At 32.6% G+C, this 21,924-nt stretch carries 20 protein-coding genes; 4 read left to right on the top strand and 16 right to left on the bottom strand.

What is annotated here, in order from left to right:
* The first annotated feature begins 728 nt into the window (after positions 1-728).
* Complete coding sequence (locus ACVWNY_RS12225) at positions 729-1,757, top strand: hypothetical protein (RefSeq protein WP_438719195.1); 1,029 nt, start codon at positions 729-731, stop codon at positions 1,755-1,757.
* Positions 1,758-2,012: 255 nt separating this feature from the next.
* Here the strand turns inward: ACVWNY_RS12225 and ACVWNY_RS12230 are convergent, their stop codons facing one another.
* Together ACVWNY_RS12230 and ACVWNY_RS12235 are read right to left on the bottom strand one after the other, a co-directional pair.
* Positions 2,013-2,729: a hypothetical protein gene (locus tag ACVWNY_RS12230; protein WP_454071426.1), complete on the bottom strand. Its 717-nt coding sequence runs from the start codon at positions 2,727-2,729 to the stop codon at positions 2,013-2,015.
* Between the two features lie 306 nt (positions 2,730-3,035).
* A complete protein-coding gene (locus ACVWNY_RS12235) occupies positions 3,036-4,052 on the bottom strand; it encodes a linear amide C-N hydrolase (protein ID WP_454071427.1) in 1,017 nt (338 codons plus the stop codon).
* A 541-nt stretch (positions 4,053-4,593) separates the two neighbouring features.
* Between ACVWNY_RS12235 and ACVWNY_RS12240 the strand changes: the two genes are divergently transcribed.
* The 3 genes from ACVWNY_RS12240 to ACVWNY_RS12250 all read left to right on the top strand — a co-directional run bounded on the left by ACVWNY_RS12240 (position 4,594) and on the right by ACVWNY_RS12250 (position 7,132).
* Positions 4,594-5,157, top strand: a complete 564-nt coding sequence (locus ACVWNY_RS12240; protein ID WP_438719192.1) for a TetR/AcrR family transcriptional regulator — start codon at positions 4,594-4,596, stop codon at positions 5,155-5,157.
* Positions 5,158-5,312: 155 nt separating this feature from the next.
* A complete protein-coding gene (locus ACVWNY_RS12245; RefSeq protein ID WP_454071428.1) occupies positions 5,313-6,041 on the top strand; it encodes an ABC transporter ATP-binding protein in 729 nt (242 codons plus the stop codon).
* On the top strand, positions 6,038-7,132 hold the full coding sequence (locus ACVWNY_RS12250; RefSeq protein WP_454071429.1) for an ABC transporter permease: 1,095 nt from the start codon (positions 6,038-6,040) through the stop codon (positions 7,130-7,132). The genes ACVWNY_RS12245 and ACVWNY_RS12250 overlap by 4 nt, the downstream gene beginning before the upstream one ends.
* A gap of 415 nt (positions 7,133-7,547) precedes the next feature.
* Here ACVWNY_RS12250 and ACVWNY_RS12255 read toward each other — a convergent pair whose 3' ends face one another.
* From ACVWNY_RS12255 to ACVWNY_RS12320, 14 genes are all read right to left on the bottom strand, one after another.
* Complete coding sequence (locus ACVWNY_RS12255; RefSeq protein ID WP_438719188.1) at positions 7,548-8,357, bottom strand: hypothetical protein; 810 nt, start codon at positions 8,355-8,357, stop codon at positions 7,548-7,550.
* Entirely contained in the window at positions 8,350-9,147 is a 798-nt protein-coding gene (locus ACVWNY_RS12260; RefSeq protein ID WP_438719187.1) for a hypothetical protein, read from the bottom strand. The genes ACVWNY_RS12255 and ACVWNY_RS12260 overlap by 8 nt, the downstream gene beginning before the upstream one ends.
* The gene (locus ACVWNY_RS12265; protein ID WP_438719186.1) at positions 9,144-9,701 is read right to left on the bottom strand and encodes a 5-bromo-4-chloroindolyl phosphate hydrolysis family protein; all 558 of its coding nucleotides are present in this window, start codon (positions 9,699-9,701) and stop codon (positions 9,144-9,146) included. Before ACVWNY_RS12265 ends, ACVWNY_RS12260 begins: the two co-directional genes overlap by 4 nt.
* Before the next feature lie 291 nt (positions 9,702-9,992).
* Positions 9,993-10,610 (bottom strand): recombinase family protein, encoded by a 618-nt coding sequence (locus ACVWNY_RS12270; RefSeq protein WP_438720448.1) that lies wholly within the window; start codon positions 10,608-10,610, stop codon positions 9,993-9,995.
* A gap of 311 nt (positions 10,611-10,921) precedes the next feature.
* The gene (locus tag ACVWNY_RS12275) at positions 10,922-13,105 is read right to left on the bottom strand and encodes a hypothetical protein (protein ID WP_454071431.1); all 2,184 of its coding nucleotides are present in this window, start codon (positions 13,103-13,105) and stop codon (positions 10,922-10,924) included.
* Positions 13,106-13,191: 86 nt separating this feature from the next.
* Positions 13,192-13,443, bottom strand: a complete 252-nt coding sequence (locus tag ACVWNY_RS12280) for a helix-turn-helix domain-containing protein (protein ID WP_218327734.1) — start codon at positions 13,441-13,443, stop codon at positions 13,192-13,194.
* A 50-nt stretch (positions 13,444-13,493) separates the two neighbouring features.
* The gene (locus tag ACVWNY_RS12285) at positions 13,494-13,721 is read right to left on the bottom strand and encodes a hypothetical protein (protein ID WP_438719184.1); all 228 of its coding nucleotides are present in this window, start codon (positions 13,719-13,721) and stop codon (positions 13,494-13,496) included.
* A 468-nt stretch (positions 13,722-14,189) separates the two neighbouring features.
* Positions 14,190-15,296 (bottom strand): tyrosine-type recombinase/integrase, encoded by a 1,107-nt coding sequence (locus ACVWNY_RS12290; RefSeq protein ID WP_454071432.1) that lies wholly within the window; start codon positions 15,294-15,296, stop codon positions 14,190-14,192.
* Positions 15,297-15,885: 589 nt separating this feature from the next.
* Positions 15,886-16,425, bottom strand: coding sequence for a YagU family protein (locus ACVWNY_RS12295; protein WP_218327336.1), 540 nt, complete (start codon positions 16,423-16,425; stop codon positions 15,886-15,888).
* A gap of 479 nt (positions 16,426-16,904) precedes the next feature.
* Complete coding sequence (locus ACVWNY_RS12300; RefSeq protein ID WP_454071433.1) at positions 16,905-17,579, bottom strand: fructose-6-phosphate aldolase; 675 nt, start codon at positions 17,577-17,579, stop codon at positions 16,905-16,907.
* Positions 17,580-17,595: 16 nt separating this feature from the next.
* Complete coding sequence (locus ACVWNY_RS12305; protein WP_438719180.1) at positions 17,596-18,393, bottom strand: sorbitol-6-phosphate dehydrogenase subunit; 798 nt, start codon at positions 18,391-18,393, stop codon at positions 17,596-17,598.
* Positions 18,394-18,431: 38 nt separating this feature from the next.
* A complete protein-coding gene (locus tag ACVWNY_RS12310; protein WP_454071434.1) occupies positions 18,432-19,490 on the bottom strand; it encodes a zinc-binding dehydrogenase in 1,059 nt (352 codons plus the stop codon).
* On the bottom strand, positions 19,487-20,548 hold the full coding sequence (locus tag ACVWNY_RS12315; RefSeq protein ID WP_454071435.1) for a galactitol-1-phosphate 5-dehydrogenase: 1,062 nt from the start codon (positions 20,546-20,548) through the stop codon (positions 19,487-19,489). The genes ACVWNY_RS12310 and ACVWNY_RS12315 overlap by 4 nt, the downstream gene beginning before the upstream one ends.
* 69 nt (positions 20,549-20,617) lie before the next feature.
* Entirely contained in the window at positions 20,618-21,889 is a 1,272-nt protein-coding gene (locus tag ACVWNY_RS12320) for a PTS galactitol transporter subunit IIC (protein WP_218327341.1), read from the bottom strand.
* Positions 21,890-21,924: the final 35 nt, after the last annotated feature.

The raw sequence follows: 21,924 nt of genomic DNA on the forward strand, positions 1-21,924 counted from the left end.
AAAAAATTGTCCTTTAATAAGTATAAAAATTTTAACAAATCGACCACGGGTAGATTAAAAAGAAAATTTCCAGTTACTTTACTATTCTTATTCATGGTCCTGTTGATTTCTATTTTTTATTGTAGTCTTAGTTTAACTGGGAACAAAACAGAAAATTCTCACACAATCATGAATACAGGGAAATCACGATTTAACATTTGAACGACTCTGTCCAAAAGAATAGTTCAATATTTTTGGTTGACTCTTTATTGTAAGTTTCTTCCATAATAATGACACTCCTTTTTTTAAACGTTTCCAAAAAGTATAATGGGAACTGAGAAATAGTCAATAGGATTAATAAATCAGCTGATATATTAATCAATAATTTTGGCTGTAGTTAACACAACTTACTTGTGTAATGTTGGGGTATCTCTTTTTCAGAAGTTTTTCGGTTATATTTTGTTCTTTTAGTTTTTAAATTAATGTATTTTAAAATTTTGTAACACAATCGAATTACTTTAAGTTGTCATATACTAAATTTAAATAATAAATAATTCTGAAGTTATTATTTAAAAAATAAAAAATTCCTCAATCTATCGTAATTTATATAAATTAATAAATTAATGTTATCCATTAACAGATATGACTATCTTTTAAACTTCATTAAATGAAAGAATTTATAAGAAAATAAATAAATAATTTTCGTTATTTGTGTTATATTATGTTAATCATATGAAAGGAAGTGTGCTATGAAATACTTACATGTTCTTTTGATTTCTGTATTATTGTTTCCACAGTTTATCTTTTCAACTCCTGCTTTTGCAGAACAAAAGACACTGGATTCTGGGACAGTCGATAAAAATAAAGACTTTATAGACTTGCCTAATGATAATATTACCTTAAATATTGGGGATATTTTTTATCCAGAAAATTATGCTACTGCTTATCGTGATAATGAAGAAGTACCTTACGGTAATGACTTTACTGCTATCTACAATGATGTAGATACTTCTAAACCAGGACATTATAAAGTGATCTACCGTTTGCATTATCCTTCAGGTGCAGTTTTAGATAAAACTATGAATGTTATGGTGCAAAATAATGATCGTATAGACTTGCTTAATGACAGTATCACCTTAAATATTGGAGATATTTTTTATCCAGAAAATTATGCTACTGCTTATCGTGATAATGAAGAAGTACCTTACGGTAATGACTTTACTGCTATCTACAATGATGTAGATACTTCTAAACCAGGACATTATAAAGTGATCTACCGTTTGCATTATCCTTCAGGTGCAGTTTTAGATAAAACTATGAATGTTATGGTACAAAATAATGATGAAGGTACTAGGTTAATACCTGTATTAAGGTCATATAATACAAATGATGGAGATCATTTGTACACGTTAAGTCAAGAAGAATATAATTGGATTACTGAGTTGAAGTGGAATGCTGAAGGAACTGCATTTAAAAGTGTCCTTTCTGATTATGAAGGTGCTATTCCAGTATACCGCCTTTACAACTCTCATTCTGGAGAACATTTTTATACTGTAAGTGAAAGTGAATATAATAATGTAGCCTTAAAAGGTTGGACAAAAGAACAAGTTGGATTCTATATGGTTCCTAAAGAAAAAGGGAATACTGTCTATCGTGTTTTCAATCCAAATGCAACTGGTCCTGGATCTCACTTATTCACCGCTAGCAAAGAAGAATCAACTTGGCTAATTAACCAGGGATGGAAAGATGAAGGTATCGCATTCTACAGTGCTAAATAATTAACTAGAAAAAACACCACATAAAATTTTATGCGGTATTTTTTTCCTTCTGCTAGCTTTATTTAGTTCATTATTAGTGGTAGTTATCTTAGTCACTTTTAACAAAATCATTCCCTTTCAATGAACGTTACACAACATGGTGGTATAACGTTGGTCAAATGTAATTTAAACTAAAAAAAATTCAACAAATATTTTCCAAATAAAGTTTCTAACAAAAAAGAACTATCCATAATAAATGGATAGTTCTTTTATAGATTATTCCTCAATAGCTATCGATTCTCTTAATTTCACAATAGCATTATATAAATCCTTTTCCGCTTGATTTAAATCATCTACCGTTGAATTGGAATCATTCAATAGTGTTTTACTAGAATCTAAGGCAACTTTAAATTCTGCATAATCAGACGCTACATAGTCTGATTCTTTTATATATTCGTCGCAATAAGCAACTCTTTTATCCAGGCGGGAATATGCTGATTCTGCATAAAATTGAACATCTTCATTAATCCAACCTGCAGCAACAAGTCCATCATGTTCAAATTTTTCAGTAGTAAACATATGTGATCCTGCAGCAAGAGCATTTTTATTATAACTACGATATACTGGAACATCGTCTCGTGTATCACTTAAAAATGATTTCCCCTCTTGTACCCATCCTTGTTTACTTAACCAATCATATTCAACTAAATTTTTTGTGTAGAAGTGATCACCTGCATTTGGATTATATAATCGATATACTTCGTCTCCTTTATCTGGGATTGCCCAAGCTGTACCTTCACCAGTCCACCCTTGAGATGATAACCAATTAGCTTCATCGTAACTAGCTGTGAAAAAATGCTCCCCCGAATTTGGATTATAAACTCTAAGTAGTAAATTTTCTAACCCTAATTCTTCTGCTTCTGCTGGTGAACTATAAATTATACCTAGTCCTAATCCTAATACCAGTCCTAATCCTAATACAAACTTTTTCATAAAACCCCTCCTTTGTAAGCGTTAATAATAATAATAACATACTTCATTTATTTGTACTTAAACAACATAATAAACACCCAAAATCAACACTTTTAAATGAAAAAAATTTCGAATTCAACTGGCACATCTATTTGTCTTGTCGTTGGTTTATCTGATTTAATTCCTTCTGAGTGTTCCTTCCAAAAAAATTAATAGACCAATTCTATAAGAACTATTAATTTCTTTGAGCTGCCACATTTACATGGATTCACTTAAAGGTTTGAGATATCCATGAAAAAAATAGCTAGTTATCGGACAATTATTTCATCATTTTATATATACATGATCATCTAATTGAATATCTGTATAAGTTATTTCTTTTAATGATGTATCCATTTTTTTTGAGGTAATAGCCAAACCTTCACCAGTTTGTATATAAACAGTTTGATTATTAACATCGTATCCTGACCAGTAACGCGTATAATCTGTCATTTGTTTATCTTCATGTGCGTGTTCTAATCCACGAGGGATTATTAGTGGTCTAAAAATCGAGTATAAAGTATTGATACCTTTGTCTGTATCGAAACTATCTATCATATTCTTGTAGTAGAAACTACGTATGAATCGTGACGGTGAAGTATAATCTCCAGGAATCCCTAGGAGACCATACCCTGTGCCATTTTCGATAGGTTTCAGTGCCAACTGATTATTGATCTTCTTTTCTGATACTCCGGTATTTTCTAAACCTATATAATTTCTAATATTAACAGTATGATAATCATATTCAGGACTATTTGTCATCACATCAATATAGTCATATAATTTAAAACCTCCAGATATTACTGGTTCCAAAACGATGCCATCGCCTGTTTTATCAATAAAAGCATAATGCAAAGGAAATTGTAAGTTATTTCCTTTATATACAAATGATTGCTCTGTCAACATAAATTCTGAGTATATATTCCGAATTTCTTGTACATTTTTAAAATTAGTTAGTATATATGTTACAAACTCCTCGCCAATTACGGGGATTTTCCCTAAAGATTCAATTTCAGAAGTTTTACTTCTAGTTGTTTCTACTAATACTTGGCAATCACCGGTTAACCCATACTCATTAATACCGTCATACATGATGGCAGTATCTTTGGTACATATACCTAATGTAGCATATTTACTTTTCCAAGGTTTTAGCTGACTCTCTACGGTAGTTCCACTCGGCATAGATACGATTTTTACATCAAGATCTATTCCTGGATCTTCTCCAAACATTGACATATTTAAATCCATTGTACGTCCAAAAAAAATATCATTATTTTTTGCGGTTAATTTAATATTTGTACACATTCTCAACAGCCTCTCTTTACTAAAGGATATTTTTAGTATAACACTGGTTAAATATTAAGTGGTTATAAAAAATTTATCTGAAATATTGTTTCAAAAGAAAAAGCAATAAAAATAATAAAAAAAAATGAAAGCGGCACCTGTGGGTATACCCATGGGCGGCACTTTATATTTTTTCAAGAACCCTATTTTACTGTCACTTTTAAAGTTATTTTACACTTATTTCAACCGCCAAATTACACAAAATATTTTTTAGTCATAATTTATCATCTCTTATAAATTCTATTATTGTCTAAAATCTAAAGACTATCCAAATATAATTAATCTAAAAACTAAAAAGAAAAAAAACTGCATCAACATAGTGCCAATTACTGGTTATAAATTTAATGATAAGTACTCTCTATATTTTACAAAGTACTTTTAGTAGACACGGTGTTTTTTATTTTGTACCCTTTGCAGTATAGACAGATGTAAAGATATTTTAAGAATCTGGAATGTATAATGAACAATTCTATTAAATTGCCCACTAAAAGGAGATACTAATATGAAGAATGAGAAGGATATTCGTTTTTATCGCACTAAAGATCGAATTATATGCGCTATGATTACATTGTTGAAAAGTAAATCTTTTGCTCAAATTACTGTTAAGGATATTTGCAAAGAAGCTGAAGTGAGTCGTAGTGGTTTTTATTTACACTATTTAGATAAATTCGATTTAGTAGAAAAGTATCAGTTAGAATTAATAGACCACACCAACGAACAGCTAAAAGTATTTTCAGAAGAAGGTCGGCCAAAAGCTGAACTGATGTTATACATGATGAACTTTCTTAAGGGAGACGGTTTACTGTTAGCCTTATTAATTTCTGATAACGGATCTCCTGACATACAGCGGCAAGTGAAGAACCTTTTTAAAGAAAATGCCATAAAAAATGTGTTACCTCACTTAAGTCTTCAGGTCAAAACTGAGTTAGAACGAAAATATTTTATCACTTTTTTGAGTAATGCTTTATTTGGCTTCTTACAAGAATGGGTAAATGATGGGCAGAAAGATTCTCCAGAGGAGCTCGTTTTAATTCTCAATAAATTTTTGAATTTTGATTTAGTCTAAATAACCGCATAGCGGTTATTTTTTTCATAGTAAGTAATCACTTTTTTTGATATGTCTATTATCCAATTTAGTTAGTTGAAATTCGATTTAATAAGTTTATACTTCAAGGAGCACAAGATAATAAACACTGTGTTCATTAAATTGGAGGGAAGCAAATGTCAAATGAAATTATTGCTGAAATGATGCATGCTCATAAAAGCTTTAACAAATATACCGTATTACAAGACGTCTCAATTGTGGTTGAAAGAGGAACAATTGTAGGGTTAATTGGTCCCAGTGGTGCAGGAAAAACCACGACAATTAAATGTATGATGGGTATGGAAAAATTGGATAAAGGATCGACAGAAATATTTAATACCACGATGCCTAATCGGAAAATTTTAGAAAAAATTGGATATATGGGGCAAAGTGATGCCCTTTATGAAAACTTAACTGCCAAAGAAAATCTTCAATTTTTTGGCAAACTTATGGGGTTGAAAAAAAGTAATCTCACTGTGGCTATCCAGGAAAATCTATCTTTAGTAAATCTTACTGACTCTGAAAATGTTTTAGTTCAAAATTTCTCTGGTGGTATGAAGCGAAGACTCTCCTTAGCAACAGCGTTACTTGCTCAACCAGAATTACTAGTTTTAGATGAACCCACAGTCGGTATTGATCCTAGCCTGAGAGTTGAAATCTGGAATCAGTTACGGAAAATTGCGAGTGAAGATAATTCAATCATTATTACAACTCACGTGATGGACGAAGCTGAAAAATGTGATTTAGTAGGACTTATTATTGATGGACAAGTATTTGCTATAGGGACACCTACAGAATTAAAGGCACAATTCAACGTAGATACAATTGAAGATGTCTTTTTAAAAGCAGAGGTGAAAGTAAAATGATTCGGTTTAAAGCGATTTTTTTAAGAGTATTAAAAGAAATGTTCAGAGATAAACGGACACTTGCTTTAATGTTTATCGCCCCTTTAGTCATTTTAACCTTGATGAATGTTTTATTTACCTCCAGTAGTGATGTTTCCGTTACAATTGGTGTTGATCAAAGCGTCCCTACAGTTATTACAGATAATTTAAAAAAAACTGACCATGTAAAAATAAAAAAATATAATACTGATACGAATATCTCTAAGAAAGCAACGGAGGATAACCTATCTGCTTTTATCAGTGTAAAAAATTCTACAATCAAAGTCTCTTATGAAAATAGTGACCCCAGTGAAACCACAGCAGTCAAAACTATTTTATCTAATGTCCTTACAAAGGATACCATCAAAGAAATGACCATCGAACTGCGACAAGCAGCTCTTGTTACAGGACAAATGTATTCTGTCACAAGTTATTCAGTTAATAACTCTTATATCTATGGAAATAGTAGTACTAGTTTCTTTGATAAAATATTCCCAATTTTAATGGGTTTCTTCGTTTTCTTTTTTGTATTCTTAATTTCAGGGATTGCTCTTTTAAAAGAACGAACTTCAGGTACATTAGAGCGAATTTTGGCAACGCCTGTCAGAAGAAGCGAAATTATTCTAGGATATTTAGCTGGATACGGAGTTTTTGCTATTTTACAAACTTTACTAATTGTCTCCTTCTCATTATATATCCTAAATATTCATGTCGCTGGAAACATTGGCTGGGTCTTTTTATCTAACATTCTAATTGCCTTTTCAGCATTAGTTTTAGGTATTTTTGTCTCTACATTTGCTAGCTCAGAATTTCAAATGATGCAATTTCTACCAATTGTAGTCATTCCACAAATCTTCTTCTCGGGCATTATTTCACTAGATTCAATGGCTAGTTGGGTAAAAGGATTGAGTTATATCTTCCCTCTAACCTATGAAGCAGACGCCTTATCTTCAGTTATGTTAAAGGGGCAAGGATGGAGCTATATTCGGTTTGATTTAAGTATTCTGTCTGTATTCATCATTGTTTTTACATTCGTAAATATTATAGGGATGAAAAGGTACCGAAAAGTTTAGTTTAATATTAAAACCGTAAACTGTTTTTTGTTAGATTCCTGTTTTGAGTTTGGCTTCAATTTATAGAGACTTACTTGGTATAACATTATGTAGTCTATTTTTTATGATGAATAAAAGTCTATTAACCCGCTAATAACAGCTCTTGTTTCTGATGAGGCAAGAGCTATTATTATGAAATTTATCACTTAAAATTTTAGTGAATTACCTTTTAAAGTGACGGAGATTTGAAAAATCCTTTCAAACTAGTCTTAAAAAAAATAAAGAAGCGTTACCTATGAGTATGCTGGAAATATTCAGTTAAATGATATACCTCTTTAGTATGAAATAAAAAAACTCTCGTTTAAAACGGGAGTAGTGAGTGATTGTCTATTTTTGATGAGGACGTTGTATCTATAGTTAATTGATCATCTAGTTATTAATTTGTTTTACTTAACAAAAAAGTATTATCCATAAATTTAAATTCACTTTTAAAGGCATTATTCCAATCCCTAAAAGTGCTATCTTTATTTATTTTTTTATTCGGTTCGCTTGAAATATTTATAGCTATCATAAATCCAGTACCGTCGGGAAAAATAAAGTATTTTTGTATGAAGTAATAAGCATATGTACTTGATCTCATACATTTACAAATATAGCCAGTTAGTACATCTTCAATTTGATTTTGAGGATATAATTTCATAAAATCTTTATTCGAGTGTTCATAAGAAACTACACCGTTTACCATATCCCCTGTTATATTTACATTTACAATATATGTCATATTTCTATTTTCATAGAACGTCAAGGTTGCTAAATCCACTAATGAGTCAGTATCAACTCCTGGTAGAACAGATTGTTCGTTATCTGTATATGTGGTATCCCAATCCCCATTAACTTTAACTTCATAACCACGGTTAAAAATCATTGTTTCATTTTGAAATGTTACACTTAGTGGAAGGTTATAATCAATAGGTCCATTCGGTCGAATATTATTATCTTTTAAAAGGAATATCTCTTTTGGAACTGTATAAGATTTAAAATCGCTTTCTATTGTACTTGAGGTACTCGCCTCTTTATTTTGCGTTGCCTCTTCTTTGCCAGTACTATTGAAAACCATTAAAAGTATCATATTCAAAAAGGCTAATACGCAGAATATAAGAACACACCGATACTTGTTTTTACTCTTGTTAAGTTTTTTTTTGATAAACATCTGATCATATTCAGCATGAAAATTCTTATTATTCACTATCAAATACCTCACTAGAAGTTACCTGTATCTTGCTCTTTTCAAATATAAAATCTTCACTTAAAAATTTATAGTCTTTAGGGAAAGCACTTGTAAATTCTTCAAAGTTACTTTTATTTGTTAACGTTTTTAGTGGTTCATTAACAGTAAAACCTTCTATCAAAATACCTGTTTTATCCGGAAATAAGAAGTAACGATAAATTGTAGAATCTTCTTTACTTTCAGAATAGAATATATATCCTGTTAAAACGTCATCTAAATTTTTCTGGGGATAAATATTGACAAATTTTTTGTTGAATAGATCAGAAAACCTAAATGAATGCAGTAAATTGCCCGAAAGAGAAATCGTGGCGTAGTCTGAAACGTAACGTCCTTCATAAAATGTTAAGTCAGCGATTGTTTTAGTGACAACATAATCCGGGTCATCATTATCCTCAGGCAATAAAGACAGAGCCTTTTTATTGGTAGAATTATCCCAATCTCCCATTATAGTTAGTTGGTAACCTCGATTAAAAATAAATGTATTATCCTTAATGGTTGCTGATAAAGACTTACTGTAATCTATTGTTCCTGTAGTTTTTATGCCCGCCTCCTCTAATGGATAAGTATATGTGTACTCGCTGTTAGTATCATCGTGACTTTCAACTATTTTTACAAATACCGACTCTACGAAAGTTAATATTAGTATTACTGACAAGATAATTTTGAACACACGATTTTGTTTTTTTGCTCTGTTATCTTGCATATCGAACAAATTATCATATTCTTTATGAAAATTTTTTTTACTCACTTTTTCTCACCAATTACTTTCTTAGATAATGCGATTTCTGTAGAATCTTCCTCTACTAAACGTTCATAATCATCGGTAATACTGGACGAAATAAAATTAATGGTCTGCAAAATATTATTCTTTGAGTCTTTTATCTCGGGTGTATTCAGGTTTGAGTCTTCAATATTCATTAATTTGGAACAAGCATGTTCCATACTAGGTAATTTTTTATAGATGAAATCCCCATACTTAGTTAGATCTTTAGGTTCATTCATTAACTCTTGAAAAATCTGTTTAGCTGACACTATCCCGGCTTCTTTTTTTTCTATTTTTTTTAAATGATTATTCATATTAGTTACTTGTTCAATATATATAATTTGTTTTTTTAATTCTTCCATAGTTTGTTGAAATAAACGAAGATCTTGATCTGACATTTGATGTTCAGTTTTAAATTTTTTTTGTCGGTCAATAAAAACTTTGTTTATACTATAATTGCTTAAAGTACGTACTACAATCCATATAAAAAAAACAATTCCTAAAACCAACATATTCAATATAATAACAACCGTTACCATTCAATCACATCCTAATAGACTTCTTGTTTAAATTATACCAAATTAAAATCTTTACCTTAATATTATTTAGAGTTATTCAATATTTTTTTAGCATCTGTTATTTAAGAAAAAAAGTTTGAGCCGGAATTAATAATAAAGATACATCTTTAAATTCTGATTATTTTTCAGAAAAAAATCTTTTACGTCATACGATTCACCGATTTCAATTTGCATCTATTCAACCTTCTACTAAATTTTTCCGTGTTATATAGTAGAATAGCTTTTTTTATCATAAATAGTTTTCTATAAAAACTATTTATTTTTTAGAGCCTCTTCTCTTGCCTGCTTTTTAATCCTTTTTAGCGTAGACAATGAAATATTGGTTTTCTTCTCAACCTCTCTCATACTATTTGATTCCATTAACTCAAGTGCATGCTTGTATCGTTCTGTTATAACTCTTTTAGGGCGTCCTTCTTTGTAATATTTGTTGTTCGCATGTTGCCATTGTTTTCCTTCTTGGGTGCGTGTAACAATTAAGTCTCTTTCAAACTGTGCAAAGCTGCCAAACATATTCATCATCAATGTTTGCATGGAATCATTTTTATTGGGTTCAAATATCAATGAATTTTCTAAGAATATGACGGTGACACCAGATTGATTGAAAGAAGAAATTATTTCATTCAAATCAACAATACTTCTTGCAAGACGATCTATCTTAGTGACTAATACTTGGTCGCCATTTTTCACAACAGAAATTAACTCTTCTAGCTCTTTTCTCCCTTCCTTTTTCGTTCCAGTATATTTTTCACTGAAAATTTCAGTTGCTCCAGCTTTTTCTAGTTTTGCAATCTGTGTTTTATAGTCTTGGTTACTAGTACTTACTCTAGAATACCCATAAATCGATAAAATTCCCACTTTCTTTCTGAATATAAATTTTTGACACCATTCAAAATCAAGTATATTAAGAAAAAATTAAAGGGTCAAAAACTTTTTAAGTTTCTGACCCTTCACTACATATTTTTATTAGTATAGCTTTTTTCACAGCAATAATTTGTTGATCTTGACAATAAGACTTACTTGCAAAATTTTCATTTCACAAAATATAGCTATTTACAATTCTTTAGAATTCAAGATTTATGGATTCAGTATCTGTTAGACTAATTGGCACTTACAAGAAAAGTCCTGGTAGCAAACGCATCCAGGGCTTTTAGTATTAATCGAGATCACATCACTTATAGAGGTTATTTAGGACTATAAAAAGCAATTTTTTCATCTTTCCAACCAAGTCCAACTAACCAAGCAGCTTCTTCTTTACTACTAGTAAAGAGGTGAGAGCCCGGACCCGTTGCATTTGGATTGAAGACTCGATAGACAGCTTCTCCTTTTTCTTTAGGAACCATATAGAATCCAATACCTTCTTTTGTCCATCCTTTAGAAGCAACATTGTTATATTCTTTTTCGCTTAAAGTGTAAAAATGTTCGCCACTATTTGAATTATATAAGCGATATATTGTAACAGCATCTTTATAGTCAGAAAGGACACTCTTAAAGGCAATACCTTCTGCAGACCATTTTAGCCCTGTAATCCAGTCATATTCCTTTTCACTAATAGTATATAAGTGATCACCGTCGTTTGGATTGTATGCTCTATAAATTGGGACTAATTGATTCTCCTTTTCTTCAATAATCAATTTAACAGTCTTTGTCTGTCCATCTGAGGCTGTAAGAATGATATCATATGAACCTGTTTTAGAAAAATCAATTGAAGAAAGATCCGCAGTAACATTAATAGCATTGCCGTCTTTATCAGTAGCTGAAGCCTTAAAATCAGATATAGTGGCATCTTTATCTCCAATAAACATTGTATAATTTTCTCCCGAAATAGACGATTTATCTTCTATAACTGTTATTTTTCGTGAAAAAGTAGTGTCGAATTCTTTTCCAGAAGTATCCTTATTAGTTGATTTATATTCAATCGTATATACTCCTGGATCAGGGCTTACTCCATCAATGGGATATCCGTTTAAATTTGTGATTGTCATGTTATCATTGTTATTTTTATATCCAACGTAAGAATTAACATCAGTCAATGGATTATAAGGATTATCTGTAGTATAGACGGTAGCATTATTTCCTCTAAAGTAAGGATAACTAGAGTCATTACTATTTGGATTAGTAAAAGCACCTTTAAAACTGGAATTCCAATTAACATTCGGGTATTGTAAGTTAAAAGTTCCATTTACTATAGTATTAATATCATCGACTGGCACAGCAACCATTAAACTTACAGTTCTCCATTGGTTAATTAAAAATGGAGCGCTATTTTGCATATATTGACTGAATTCAGCCGTTACATTTTTTTTATCATTACTAATTGATAAATTGACACCAGGTTCTTTCGTTATATCCTTAGAATCACCTTTATCGAATGAACTTAAATTTAAACGTAGGCTATTTTGGTCAACAGGTTTGTCAAAGGTAAAACTTATTTGTCCTTGACTCAATCCGATTGGATTACCTACTCCTAATTGAGCAGGTAAATACGCTCCAACAAAAGTTTGATAATATTTACCATTGACCTTATCGACAGATGGATTAAACCACTCTACACCATTGTTATAAGTTATGAAATTTGTTGGGTAACCATTCTCAACACCTATAGTTCCATCACTGTTTACATTGGTATTATTATATCCACCATTCATAAAACCTGCTAGACCACCCACAGGAGAATTTGGTACAGGCTTTATATATATTGTGGCTGGGGTGATAGGGACGTTAGCAACAATAGAGTTTTGCGAGTCGATTAAATTGGAGGTAACATCTGATGTAAAAATTGCGGGATCGGAAGAATTATTCAGACCATCCCAATTCCATCCTGGATTATTTATTGCGAAATAACTAAAAATATTATACTCACCAGGCAACAAGTCTTGATTAATAGTTAATTCATAGGAATTTCCGCTGCCTGACATAGAGAAATAGCCCTTCAGAGACTCACTAGATTGAATACCTCTAAACGATACAGGGGCTATACTGTCAGATGGAGAAGAAAAATTTATAGATACTTTAGTTCCTGCAGGAATCACTTCTCCAGAATTACTCGAATTAATCAATACTGTTTTGTAAGTTAACATGTTATTATTAGAATCATTAGGCCTAAAAGGACTATCCAAAGTACTGATATTTTCTGAAAACATATTAACAGATGTGTAATCTTTTATAGAATTTGATTCTGTTTCTTCCATAGGTTGAATAGATGAGTCGTCAGAACTTTCTAAATTTGTTGATACCCGATTGCTGGATGAAGATACTGTTTCAGTACTTGTTTGTTCATTGGGATTTGTTTCTAAGGCTGTTGCAGGAAGCGAACCAGCGATTCCTAAGAATGCTAATGTAGAAAATAAAAATATTTGTTTCTTCATTTTAAAATCTCCTTTTTTATATTCTTGACGAGTAATATAACTGTCAATATAAAATCTATCAAATACAAGTATGTCTACTATAAGTATCAATTTTTAACTATAGTGTTGTAGAATAAATCGTTAAAGTAATACCCTTTACCCCATAATGTTTGGATAGCAATTTCAATACCGTATTCGTTAGAAATCTTTTGATTAATTTTACCTATTCGTAATGAGAGTTGACTTAAAGCAGCATTTGTACATTTATGCCACAATACATTCGACAACTTTTTTTTACTAATAGGTCTACCGCTAGCTTTTAATAATACAGAAATAATTTGTTGATATTTGGGAGCCAATTGCTCTTGGAAATTTTTAAAAGGTAATATTAACTGCTTTTTTTGAATATTTATCTCTTTTTTTCTTTTGTCGAATAATTAAATATTGTTTCTCTAAGTTCTGAAAAAAATCCTTGAGTTGAAATACAAGCATCAAAGCCGCCATCACATAGAATTCCTTCTTCCTCAATAGTTAATACTTCATCTGTTTTTAATAAACAGATAGTTTCCCAACTAATAATGTACTCAAGAATTTCCAGAGCTTCCTTTTTTGAAGTTGTTTCACTAATAACAATCATTGGAAAATTACTGTTCCAATATGGAAATCTTCCACTCTGCAACAAATTTACATATAAATCACGAGTTATATATATCATGATTCAATCAATTTAATTGCTCATGAAGAGTCATCTCATTTTCTATATTATTTGTTATAATAAGGACTCTCACCTTTGCACCCCCCTTTCCAATTTTTTTCATTCTTAAAAAAGATAATCAACATATTCGTTTATATTAATTTGTACTTGGTATAGTGAATACCAAGCACAAGACTATAAACCTTGATATCAATAGTTTTTGAATAAGCTCATTGACGACCATTGACGGCTATTACGGAATAATGAGGTGCTTTTTATCTTGAAAGCTAGCGATAATATAAACGGAAAATGTCACAGTCTTAAAAGAGGAAAAATCTGAAAAAAGCAAAAAAAGCCCCTCCCTCAGTTTTCTCATTTCATTTTTTAAATGAATATTGAAGAAAAATGACGTTAAGCGATTTGTTCTCTTTTTAAGATTGCTTGTTGGCGACTTTTTAAATTTGCATCAGTATAGACATCAAGGGTCATTTGAGTAGATGCATGACCAAGAATTGCACTTACTGCTGTGATACTAGCATTAGCCTCAATACACCTCGTAGCAAAAGTATGACGCAATTGGTGAAAATGAATATTTTTCAAGTCACATTTCGTTAAAATTTGGTGGAAATAGTAAGTAATTTGCCTAGGCTCTTGAGGTAGTTCCCGAGAGGAACAGACGTAAGGTCCCGTTGCTTTTCGTGCACCCTTTTTTAACCATTTGTAAAGATTTCGACCGATAGGAACAACCCGTATTGATTGTTCACTCTTTGCCGATGTAAATAATAAAGTTGTTTTCTGTTGTTCCTGTTGTAAAGGAACCCGTTGGTAAGATTGAGTAACACGAAGTGTTTTTGCCTTAAAATCGATATCTGACCACTTTAAAGCTGATATTTCTCCAATCCTTAACCCAGTATTTAGCGCTAAAATAATAGGTAATCCCTTAGACAGGGGTAGTTGCTTGGCAGCAATTTCAACCTTTTCTTCTTCCTCAGTAGACAGAGATCGAATCATCTTTTTTTGTTTTTTTGGTAAGTCTATATGATGACAAGGTTGTTGATTAATTTTTCCTTTTGTAAGAGCATCTTGTAAGCTCTTTTTAACAATTTGATAGATAACGTGAATGGTTGAAGCGCCAAGGTTTTGGTCACTTAAGGTATCAATAACTTGTTGAATACTCTCTTTTGTTAACTGATTTAAAGGCATATTCCCTATATGAGAGAAGACATAACGCTTTAACTTATAAAAATATGTGGCATAGGTACTTTCCTTTAGCGTCTTTCTTCGTTCTTTTAGCCACTGATAGACCCATTCTTCATAGGATTGCGCACTTAACCCATTTTGTTGACAGACCTTTTGATAAGTCAATTTGTAATAATAAAGCTTCTCCTTTACTTCTTTATAGCTGCGTCCATAAATATAGCCATAATGGATTTTCCCATTTTCTTTGATCCCTTTTTTATATCGGCCTTCCCACCGTAAGTCTTTTCTTTTGTAGATATTTTCGCCTCGTTTAGGCATTAAAAAACACTCCTTTTTTTGACGGCTTAATTGACGGTTGTTAAAAATATTAAAAAAACAAAAAAAATCAAACTTATTTGTTAATTTTCAACTAACAATTATTTTTATTTGAAAAAAGATTGAAATTAATATGATTTTTGGTTAATATACCAATATAAGCTAGCGTTATATTCGCTTTTAATAAGCGTATATTGCTTTTTAACTTGGTATTCACTATACCAAGTTAAAAAGCAGTGAAGAAAAATAAAAAACTTGTACAAATACCTTCTCCTGAAAAGAGTAGATATCTGTGCAAGTTTTTTTTCGCAGCTATGGTACCTATAAACAGGCTAACTAAATAACCATTGTGATAAATCAACTTCAAAAATACTTATAAAAATCAAACGTAAATCTTACACTATTTTAAATAACAATTAAAAATAAGGATATAAAATTATGACAAAGGAAATTTTTTTTGCATTTGTACAATTTAGTAGTTGAAAAAATTGCAATATAATTTTAAAAGTGACAACAAAAATCACTGCAAACATACTAAAAAGTGTTACTTATGCGTCTATACATAAGTAACACTTTTATCACTAGTTAAAATTTAAATGTTGTCAAGATTTCCTTTTTTGTCTTTTGCAATAAGATAGTATACAGTTGACGCTATAGACCAACCCCATACAATGTGACCTAAAAACTCCGATAAATGTTCATCAAATGGTTGGTTCCATGGAGCGGGAATTGTTCCAAGTGCAGGCATTAGAATGATATGCCAGATAACCCACAGTGCTACCCCATATAACGTACCTTGCCAAAGTCCAATTTTTGACCAGTATTGTGAAATGAAAACAAACAATATAGAGAAGCCAATCGCAAATGAAAAATGAAGTATTAATGTGAACCAAAATACTTTTTGGTCTTCTGAATAATAGAAAAATGAGTGTACTATATCGGAAGGAATACCAATTTGTTCAGCCAAATGTTGTGGTGGATTTGTCATATTTCGTGCAATAGTTCTTGGAGGCAAAATATTCTCCCATCCAATTTTTACCATACCTGATATCATACCTGCAATAAATCCAAACCAAACGCTTTTAACAATGATTTCTTTAAGATCAGCTACTGGTTTCTGTAGTTTAATCATAATCAACCCCCTTTTGCTATTAGATTAACATCTTAGGCCTTTTAAAACCGTTTTGTCAATATTAGATTAGCAATTAAATTTTTTCAATGAATATTAACATAAGTAGCATTTGGGATAAGATGTTACATGGTATCGTACTTAATTAATCAGGCTCATATAGCGTTCTTTAAATATGCTTCTAACTAAGAGGATCTATATAATATCCATTCAAAAGTTACATTAATTAGCGCTTCTAAAAATTTTGTAGATTAGGATTCTCTAAAAAACAAAAAATGTTACCTATGAGTATATCCTAATAAAATATTTGCTCAATCTAAAAATACAGCACATTACTGAAACAACAATTCCAGCAAATGAACTCAAATTTTCTCTACCCGCTTTGTAGAATTCAAAATCAACCATATACCTATAATGATTAAAAAAATAGACAACTTCTGGGGCGGTACTCCAGAGGTTGTCTCTTATCTGCCTAAATATGATTAAATCCACTCTTCCCCATATAAGTCCACCCAGTCTGCCGTAAATTCATCAACTGCCTGTTTTACACTAGCCAGCTTAAAGCTACTGACTAAAATTTCGGGAGCGAAAGTTACAGCATGAGCACCGTGGTCGATTGCTTCGGTAACCTGACTGACATTTTTTATACTGGAGGCCATAATTTTAGTTTTTAAGTGATTACTGTCAACATATTTTCTAGCGGAATGAATAATGTCAAAAGGGTTCACACCGATATTTTCAGAACGGTTCGAATAGACAGCAATATAATCCGCTTTTGATTCTAACGCTAAAAAAGCCTGCATTTTGGTGTAGACAGCAGTAGCCGTAATCCGACAATCCCGCTGTTGGCTTTTCAAATAATTGATAGCTACAAAACCTGCTTCAGTCGTAGGGATTTTGACATAAACAGTTGGATCAATTTCTTGCCAAATTGTATTGGCATCAGCAATCATTCCTTCACTGTTTTTTGCTGGTACTTGCATATGCAGGGTGCGTTCTGGACCAATCAATTCCAATGTTTTTTTCATATGGGTAAAAAAATCAATTTTTCCTTCTCGTTTGATGATGCTCGGTGTTGAGGTGATTCCTTGAATTGGGGCAACTTTCATATATTTTTCAATTAAACTAAGCTTGGTTGTATCCAACATAAATTCCATCTGATGTTCCTCCTTACTAACCACGGGATTTTCCACCAGCGATGTTCGTAATGATACCGCTGACGTAGCTAGCGTGATCTGATAAATAAAAACTTACCACTTCAGCTACTTCGGATAATTTCCCGGCTCGACCTAAAGGAATACTGGTAGCTTTTTGATAGTTTTGCCGCAACTTTTCAACTGTTGTTCCACGAACAAAGGCTAACGTCTCTTCATAAGCCGCTGACCGCAAAGCTGTCTCTTCCATGATTCCTGGTGCAACTGCTAAGACTCGGATATTATGTTTACCCAATTCTTTGCTCCAGGTCACTGTCATACTATTGATTGCACCTTTCGTACCAACATAAAAGCCTTGTCCGATAGAACCTTCATGAGCACTTTCGGTCGACATATTGATAATCACACCAAACTTATTTTTAATCATTTTACTGGCAACTGCCTGACTCATTAAAAAGACACTTTTTTGATTCACGTCAATGCTGCGATCAAACATCTCTTCTGTCAGTTGATGTTTGCCACTACCATCAGGATTGACTAGCATACCCGGTAAAGCAATCCCTGCATTATTCACTAGACCATCAATTCTGCGAAATTTATCAAATACCTGATTCACTTGTTGATCCACTTGTTTTTTATTTGAGACATCCGTTGGGTAAAAGAAATAATTCTCATCTTGAATAGCTGAATTTTCTTTCAAGTCAAAATTTATGACAATCGCTTCATTTACTAGTAAGTTTTCAACAATGCTTTGCCCGATGCCAGAAGAACCGCCAGTTACAATAATTACACGACCATTTAAAGCCAACCAACTCATACAGTCTCCTCCTTAAAAAAGAGCAGAAATATCTGCTCTTAAATTTCACCTAGATTAGATTCAATCATTACTTTAATTTCATTTCCTGCCATGACTTTATCAAAAGCTTCACGCCAGTCTGCTAAGACATATTTTTTTGTAATCATTTGATCGATCGCAATAGCGCCTTTAGCCAATAAATGCAGCGCAATCGGCCAATCAAAAGGATTTTGTGAGCGGCTACCGATGTACTCGATTTCTCGTTGAATAATTGATTCAGTATCCAATTCAATTTTTTTTGTCGCAAACAAACCTACTTGAATCAATTGTCCTTTTTTTCTAATTAGAGGCAAAGCCTGATTTACAGCGACTGCTGCACCTGATGCATCATACACTTTGTCTACACCGTAACCATCAGTATGCTTCATCACCACTTCTGCTAGATCTTCTTTCATCGTATCGACAATCACATCTGCTCCTAATTCTTTAGCTAATTCCAAACGATGGGCATCTTGAGTAATGCCAGTCATAATAACAAAAGAACCAATTTCTTTCGCAATTTGCAATAGATACAAACCAATTGGACCAGGGCCAATAATGATAATTTTATCTTGCAATTTCAACTGACTTTCCTGATACATCGCATGGACACAGCAGGCCAATGGTTCTGTCATCGCTGCTCCTTGATAACTTAAATGATCCGGTAATACATGAATACTTTCTTCTCTTGCCAAGACATAGTTTGCCATACTGCCATTTTGTTGGGTACCTAATCCTTTACGATAAGGGCAAAGATTATATTGCTTTTGCTGGCAATACTCACATTCACCGCAAACATAAAATGTCGTTTCACTAGTAACTCGATCGCCAATTTTAATTTCCTTCACAGCTTCACCGATAGCGACAACTTCACCAGAAAATTCATGTCCCAAAACAACAGGAGTTGTTGGATTTTTGTATTCACCTTTAAAAGTATGGATGTCTGAACCACAAATGCCAGTATAGGCAACTTTGATTAATACTTTGTCGCCAGTTGCTTCAGGAATCGGCAGCTCGATTAGACTCATTTGATCATAACCAGGTGCTTGCTTTGACACACCTTGCATTGTTTTTGTCATTGTAAATCCTCTTTTCTTTCCGGAAAAATCATCACTTTGTTATACGATTCTTCCCGATTAACCGTTAAATCAAAGGCTTGTTGCACCTCATCTAAAGCAAAACGATGAGAAATTAGACTTTTCAAATCAATTTTTCCTTGTTCAATAAAATCCACAGAATGAAACCATTCTGCTCCCGGAAACGGCGCTGAATAAGAATTCCAAAAACCTTTGATAGTGTATTCTCGTCTAAAAATATTTTCAAAAGCTTCTCTTTGTAATAATACATCGCTATAAGCGATTCCTTGATAACCAATCAAACCACCTTTTTTTGTAATTAATAGGCATTGTTCTTCGGTAATCTTAGAACCGGCACATTCGATTGCAATGTCAACCCCGCTACCATTGGTAAATTCAAAAATTCTTTCTTGAAGAGATTCTTCTAAAGAATTTATCGTATCAGTTACCCCGTAATTTAAAGAGTTGCTTAATTTATTGGCATCAATATCAATGCCTATAATTTTCTTCACTCCGGCTAGACGCAACCATTGAACGGTCAAAATTCCAATCGTTCCTAAACCAAAAATGGCCACCACATCTCCTAATTTGGGATCCAATCCCATAACACCATGAGCAGCAACAGCCAAAGGTTCAATCATAGCGGCTTCTTCAAAAGTAATTTTGTCGCCAATATTGATAATATTCTCTTTGGGCACGGTTACATATTCTTCAAAAGCACCATAGCGGTGAGAGCCAATCATTGTGTAATTTTCACATAGTTGATATTTACCTGCACGACAATATTCACATTCATGACAAGGAATCAACGGTGCGACTGCTACCCGATCACCTAGCTTTACTTCTTTAACATTTTCTCCGATTGCTTCAATTACACCTGAGAATTCATGACCCATAACCATCGGCAACTCATATTTCCAACTGCTCTGCATTTTATGAATATCCGAGCCACAAATCCCCGCTGCTTTTACCTGAACCAATACTTCGTCCTTTGCCGGTTGCGGTTTTGTAATTTCATTTATTTCAAACTGATTCAAATCTGTTAATAAGGCCGCTTTCAAAATTTTTCCTCCTTTGATTTGAACATCATGAAGGAACTAGAATAATGTTCCTTCATTAATACTCAAAAATTAAAGAATACCGCTTACCAATTGTGAGAATTTCAAAATAATCCAGTTTAAGAAATTCCCACCCATATCTAAGGTAGAAACCATTGTTGCGCCTTCTGGGAATTCATAAACGCCACGCATCATTTCTGTATGAACCGGTGCGAAGTTGGTTGCCATCCAAAGAGCTAAGGCAATCACGATTGCACCAGTAATCACAGATTGAATAATATTTCCTTTACGATTGGCTACAATCAACGACACATAAAACGGAATAGTTGCTAAATCTCCAAATGGTAATACTCGATTACCAGGTAAAATAACTGCGATAAATAAAGTAATCGGTACTAACAATAGCCCAGTCGCTAAGTTGGCTGGATGACCCGTTGTTACAGCAGCGTCAAGACCTAAGTAAATTTCACGATCGCCATAGTGTTCTTGTAAGTAATCCCGCACAGATTCTGAAATCGGAATTAAACCTTCCATCAAAATTTTAACCATCCGAGGCATTAAGAACATTACCGCTCCCATATTGATACCCATAGTTAAAATACCGCCAATATCATAACCACCTAATGCAGCGATAACCGCCCCGATGATTATTCCCATCATCATTGGTTCACCAAAAATCCCAAAACGTTTTTGAATCGAATCTGGATCAGCATGTAATTTATTCAAACCAGGAATTTTACCAATTAACATCCCAATCGGAATCCCGATTAAACCAAAAGCAGCAGTTGAGCCTGTTGGTAAACTAACACCTTCTAAACCATAAAATTTCGCTACTAAAGGTGCGGTCTTATCCGCAATTAATAGACAAGCAACTTCATAAATAATCGCACATAAGATTGCGAATACCCAATTTCCGTTAGTTACAACATAACCAGTCGCTCCAGCTGCGATAAAATGCCAATAATTCCATAAATCGATATCTAAGGTTTTTGTCACTTTTAACAATAGTAAAACGACGTTCACTACTAAACAGATGGGAATCAATACAGCTGAAACTGGTGATGCCCAAGAAGCAGAAGCTGCCGAGGGCCAACCGGTATCAATTACAGTTAAATGAAAACCAAATCTTTCTACCATTGCTTGGGCTGCTGGGCCTAAATTATCTGATAACACCCCAATAACCAAGTTAATCCCTACAAATCCAATCCCAATCGTTAATCCCGAACGTAACGCTTTGCCGAATGGTACTCTAAAAATGAGTGCAATAATTAAAATCATAATCGGCAACATGACTGTCGGTCCCAAATTCAGGATATACTGTACGACATCATTCACAGCTTTCATTTAAAAATCCTCCTTGTTTTATCTAAATTTTATTG

The organism is Enterococcus sp. JNUCC 77, from assembly GCF_054819945.1.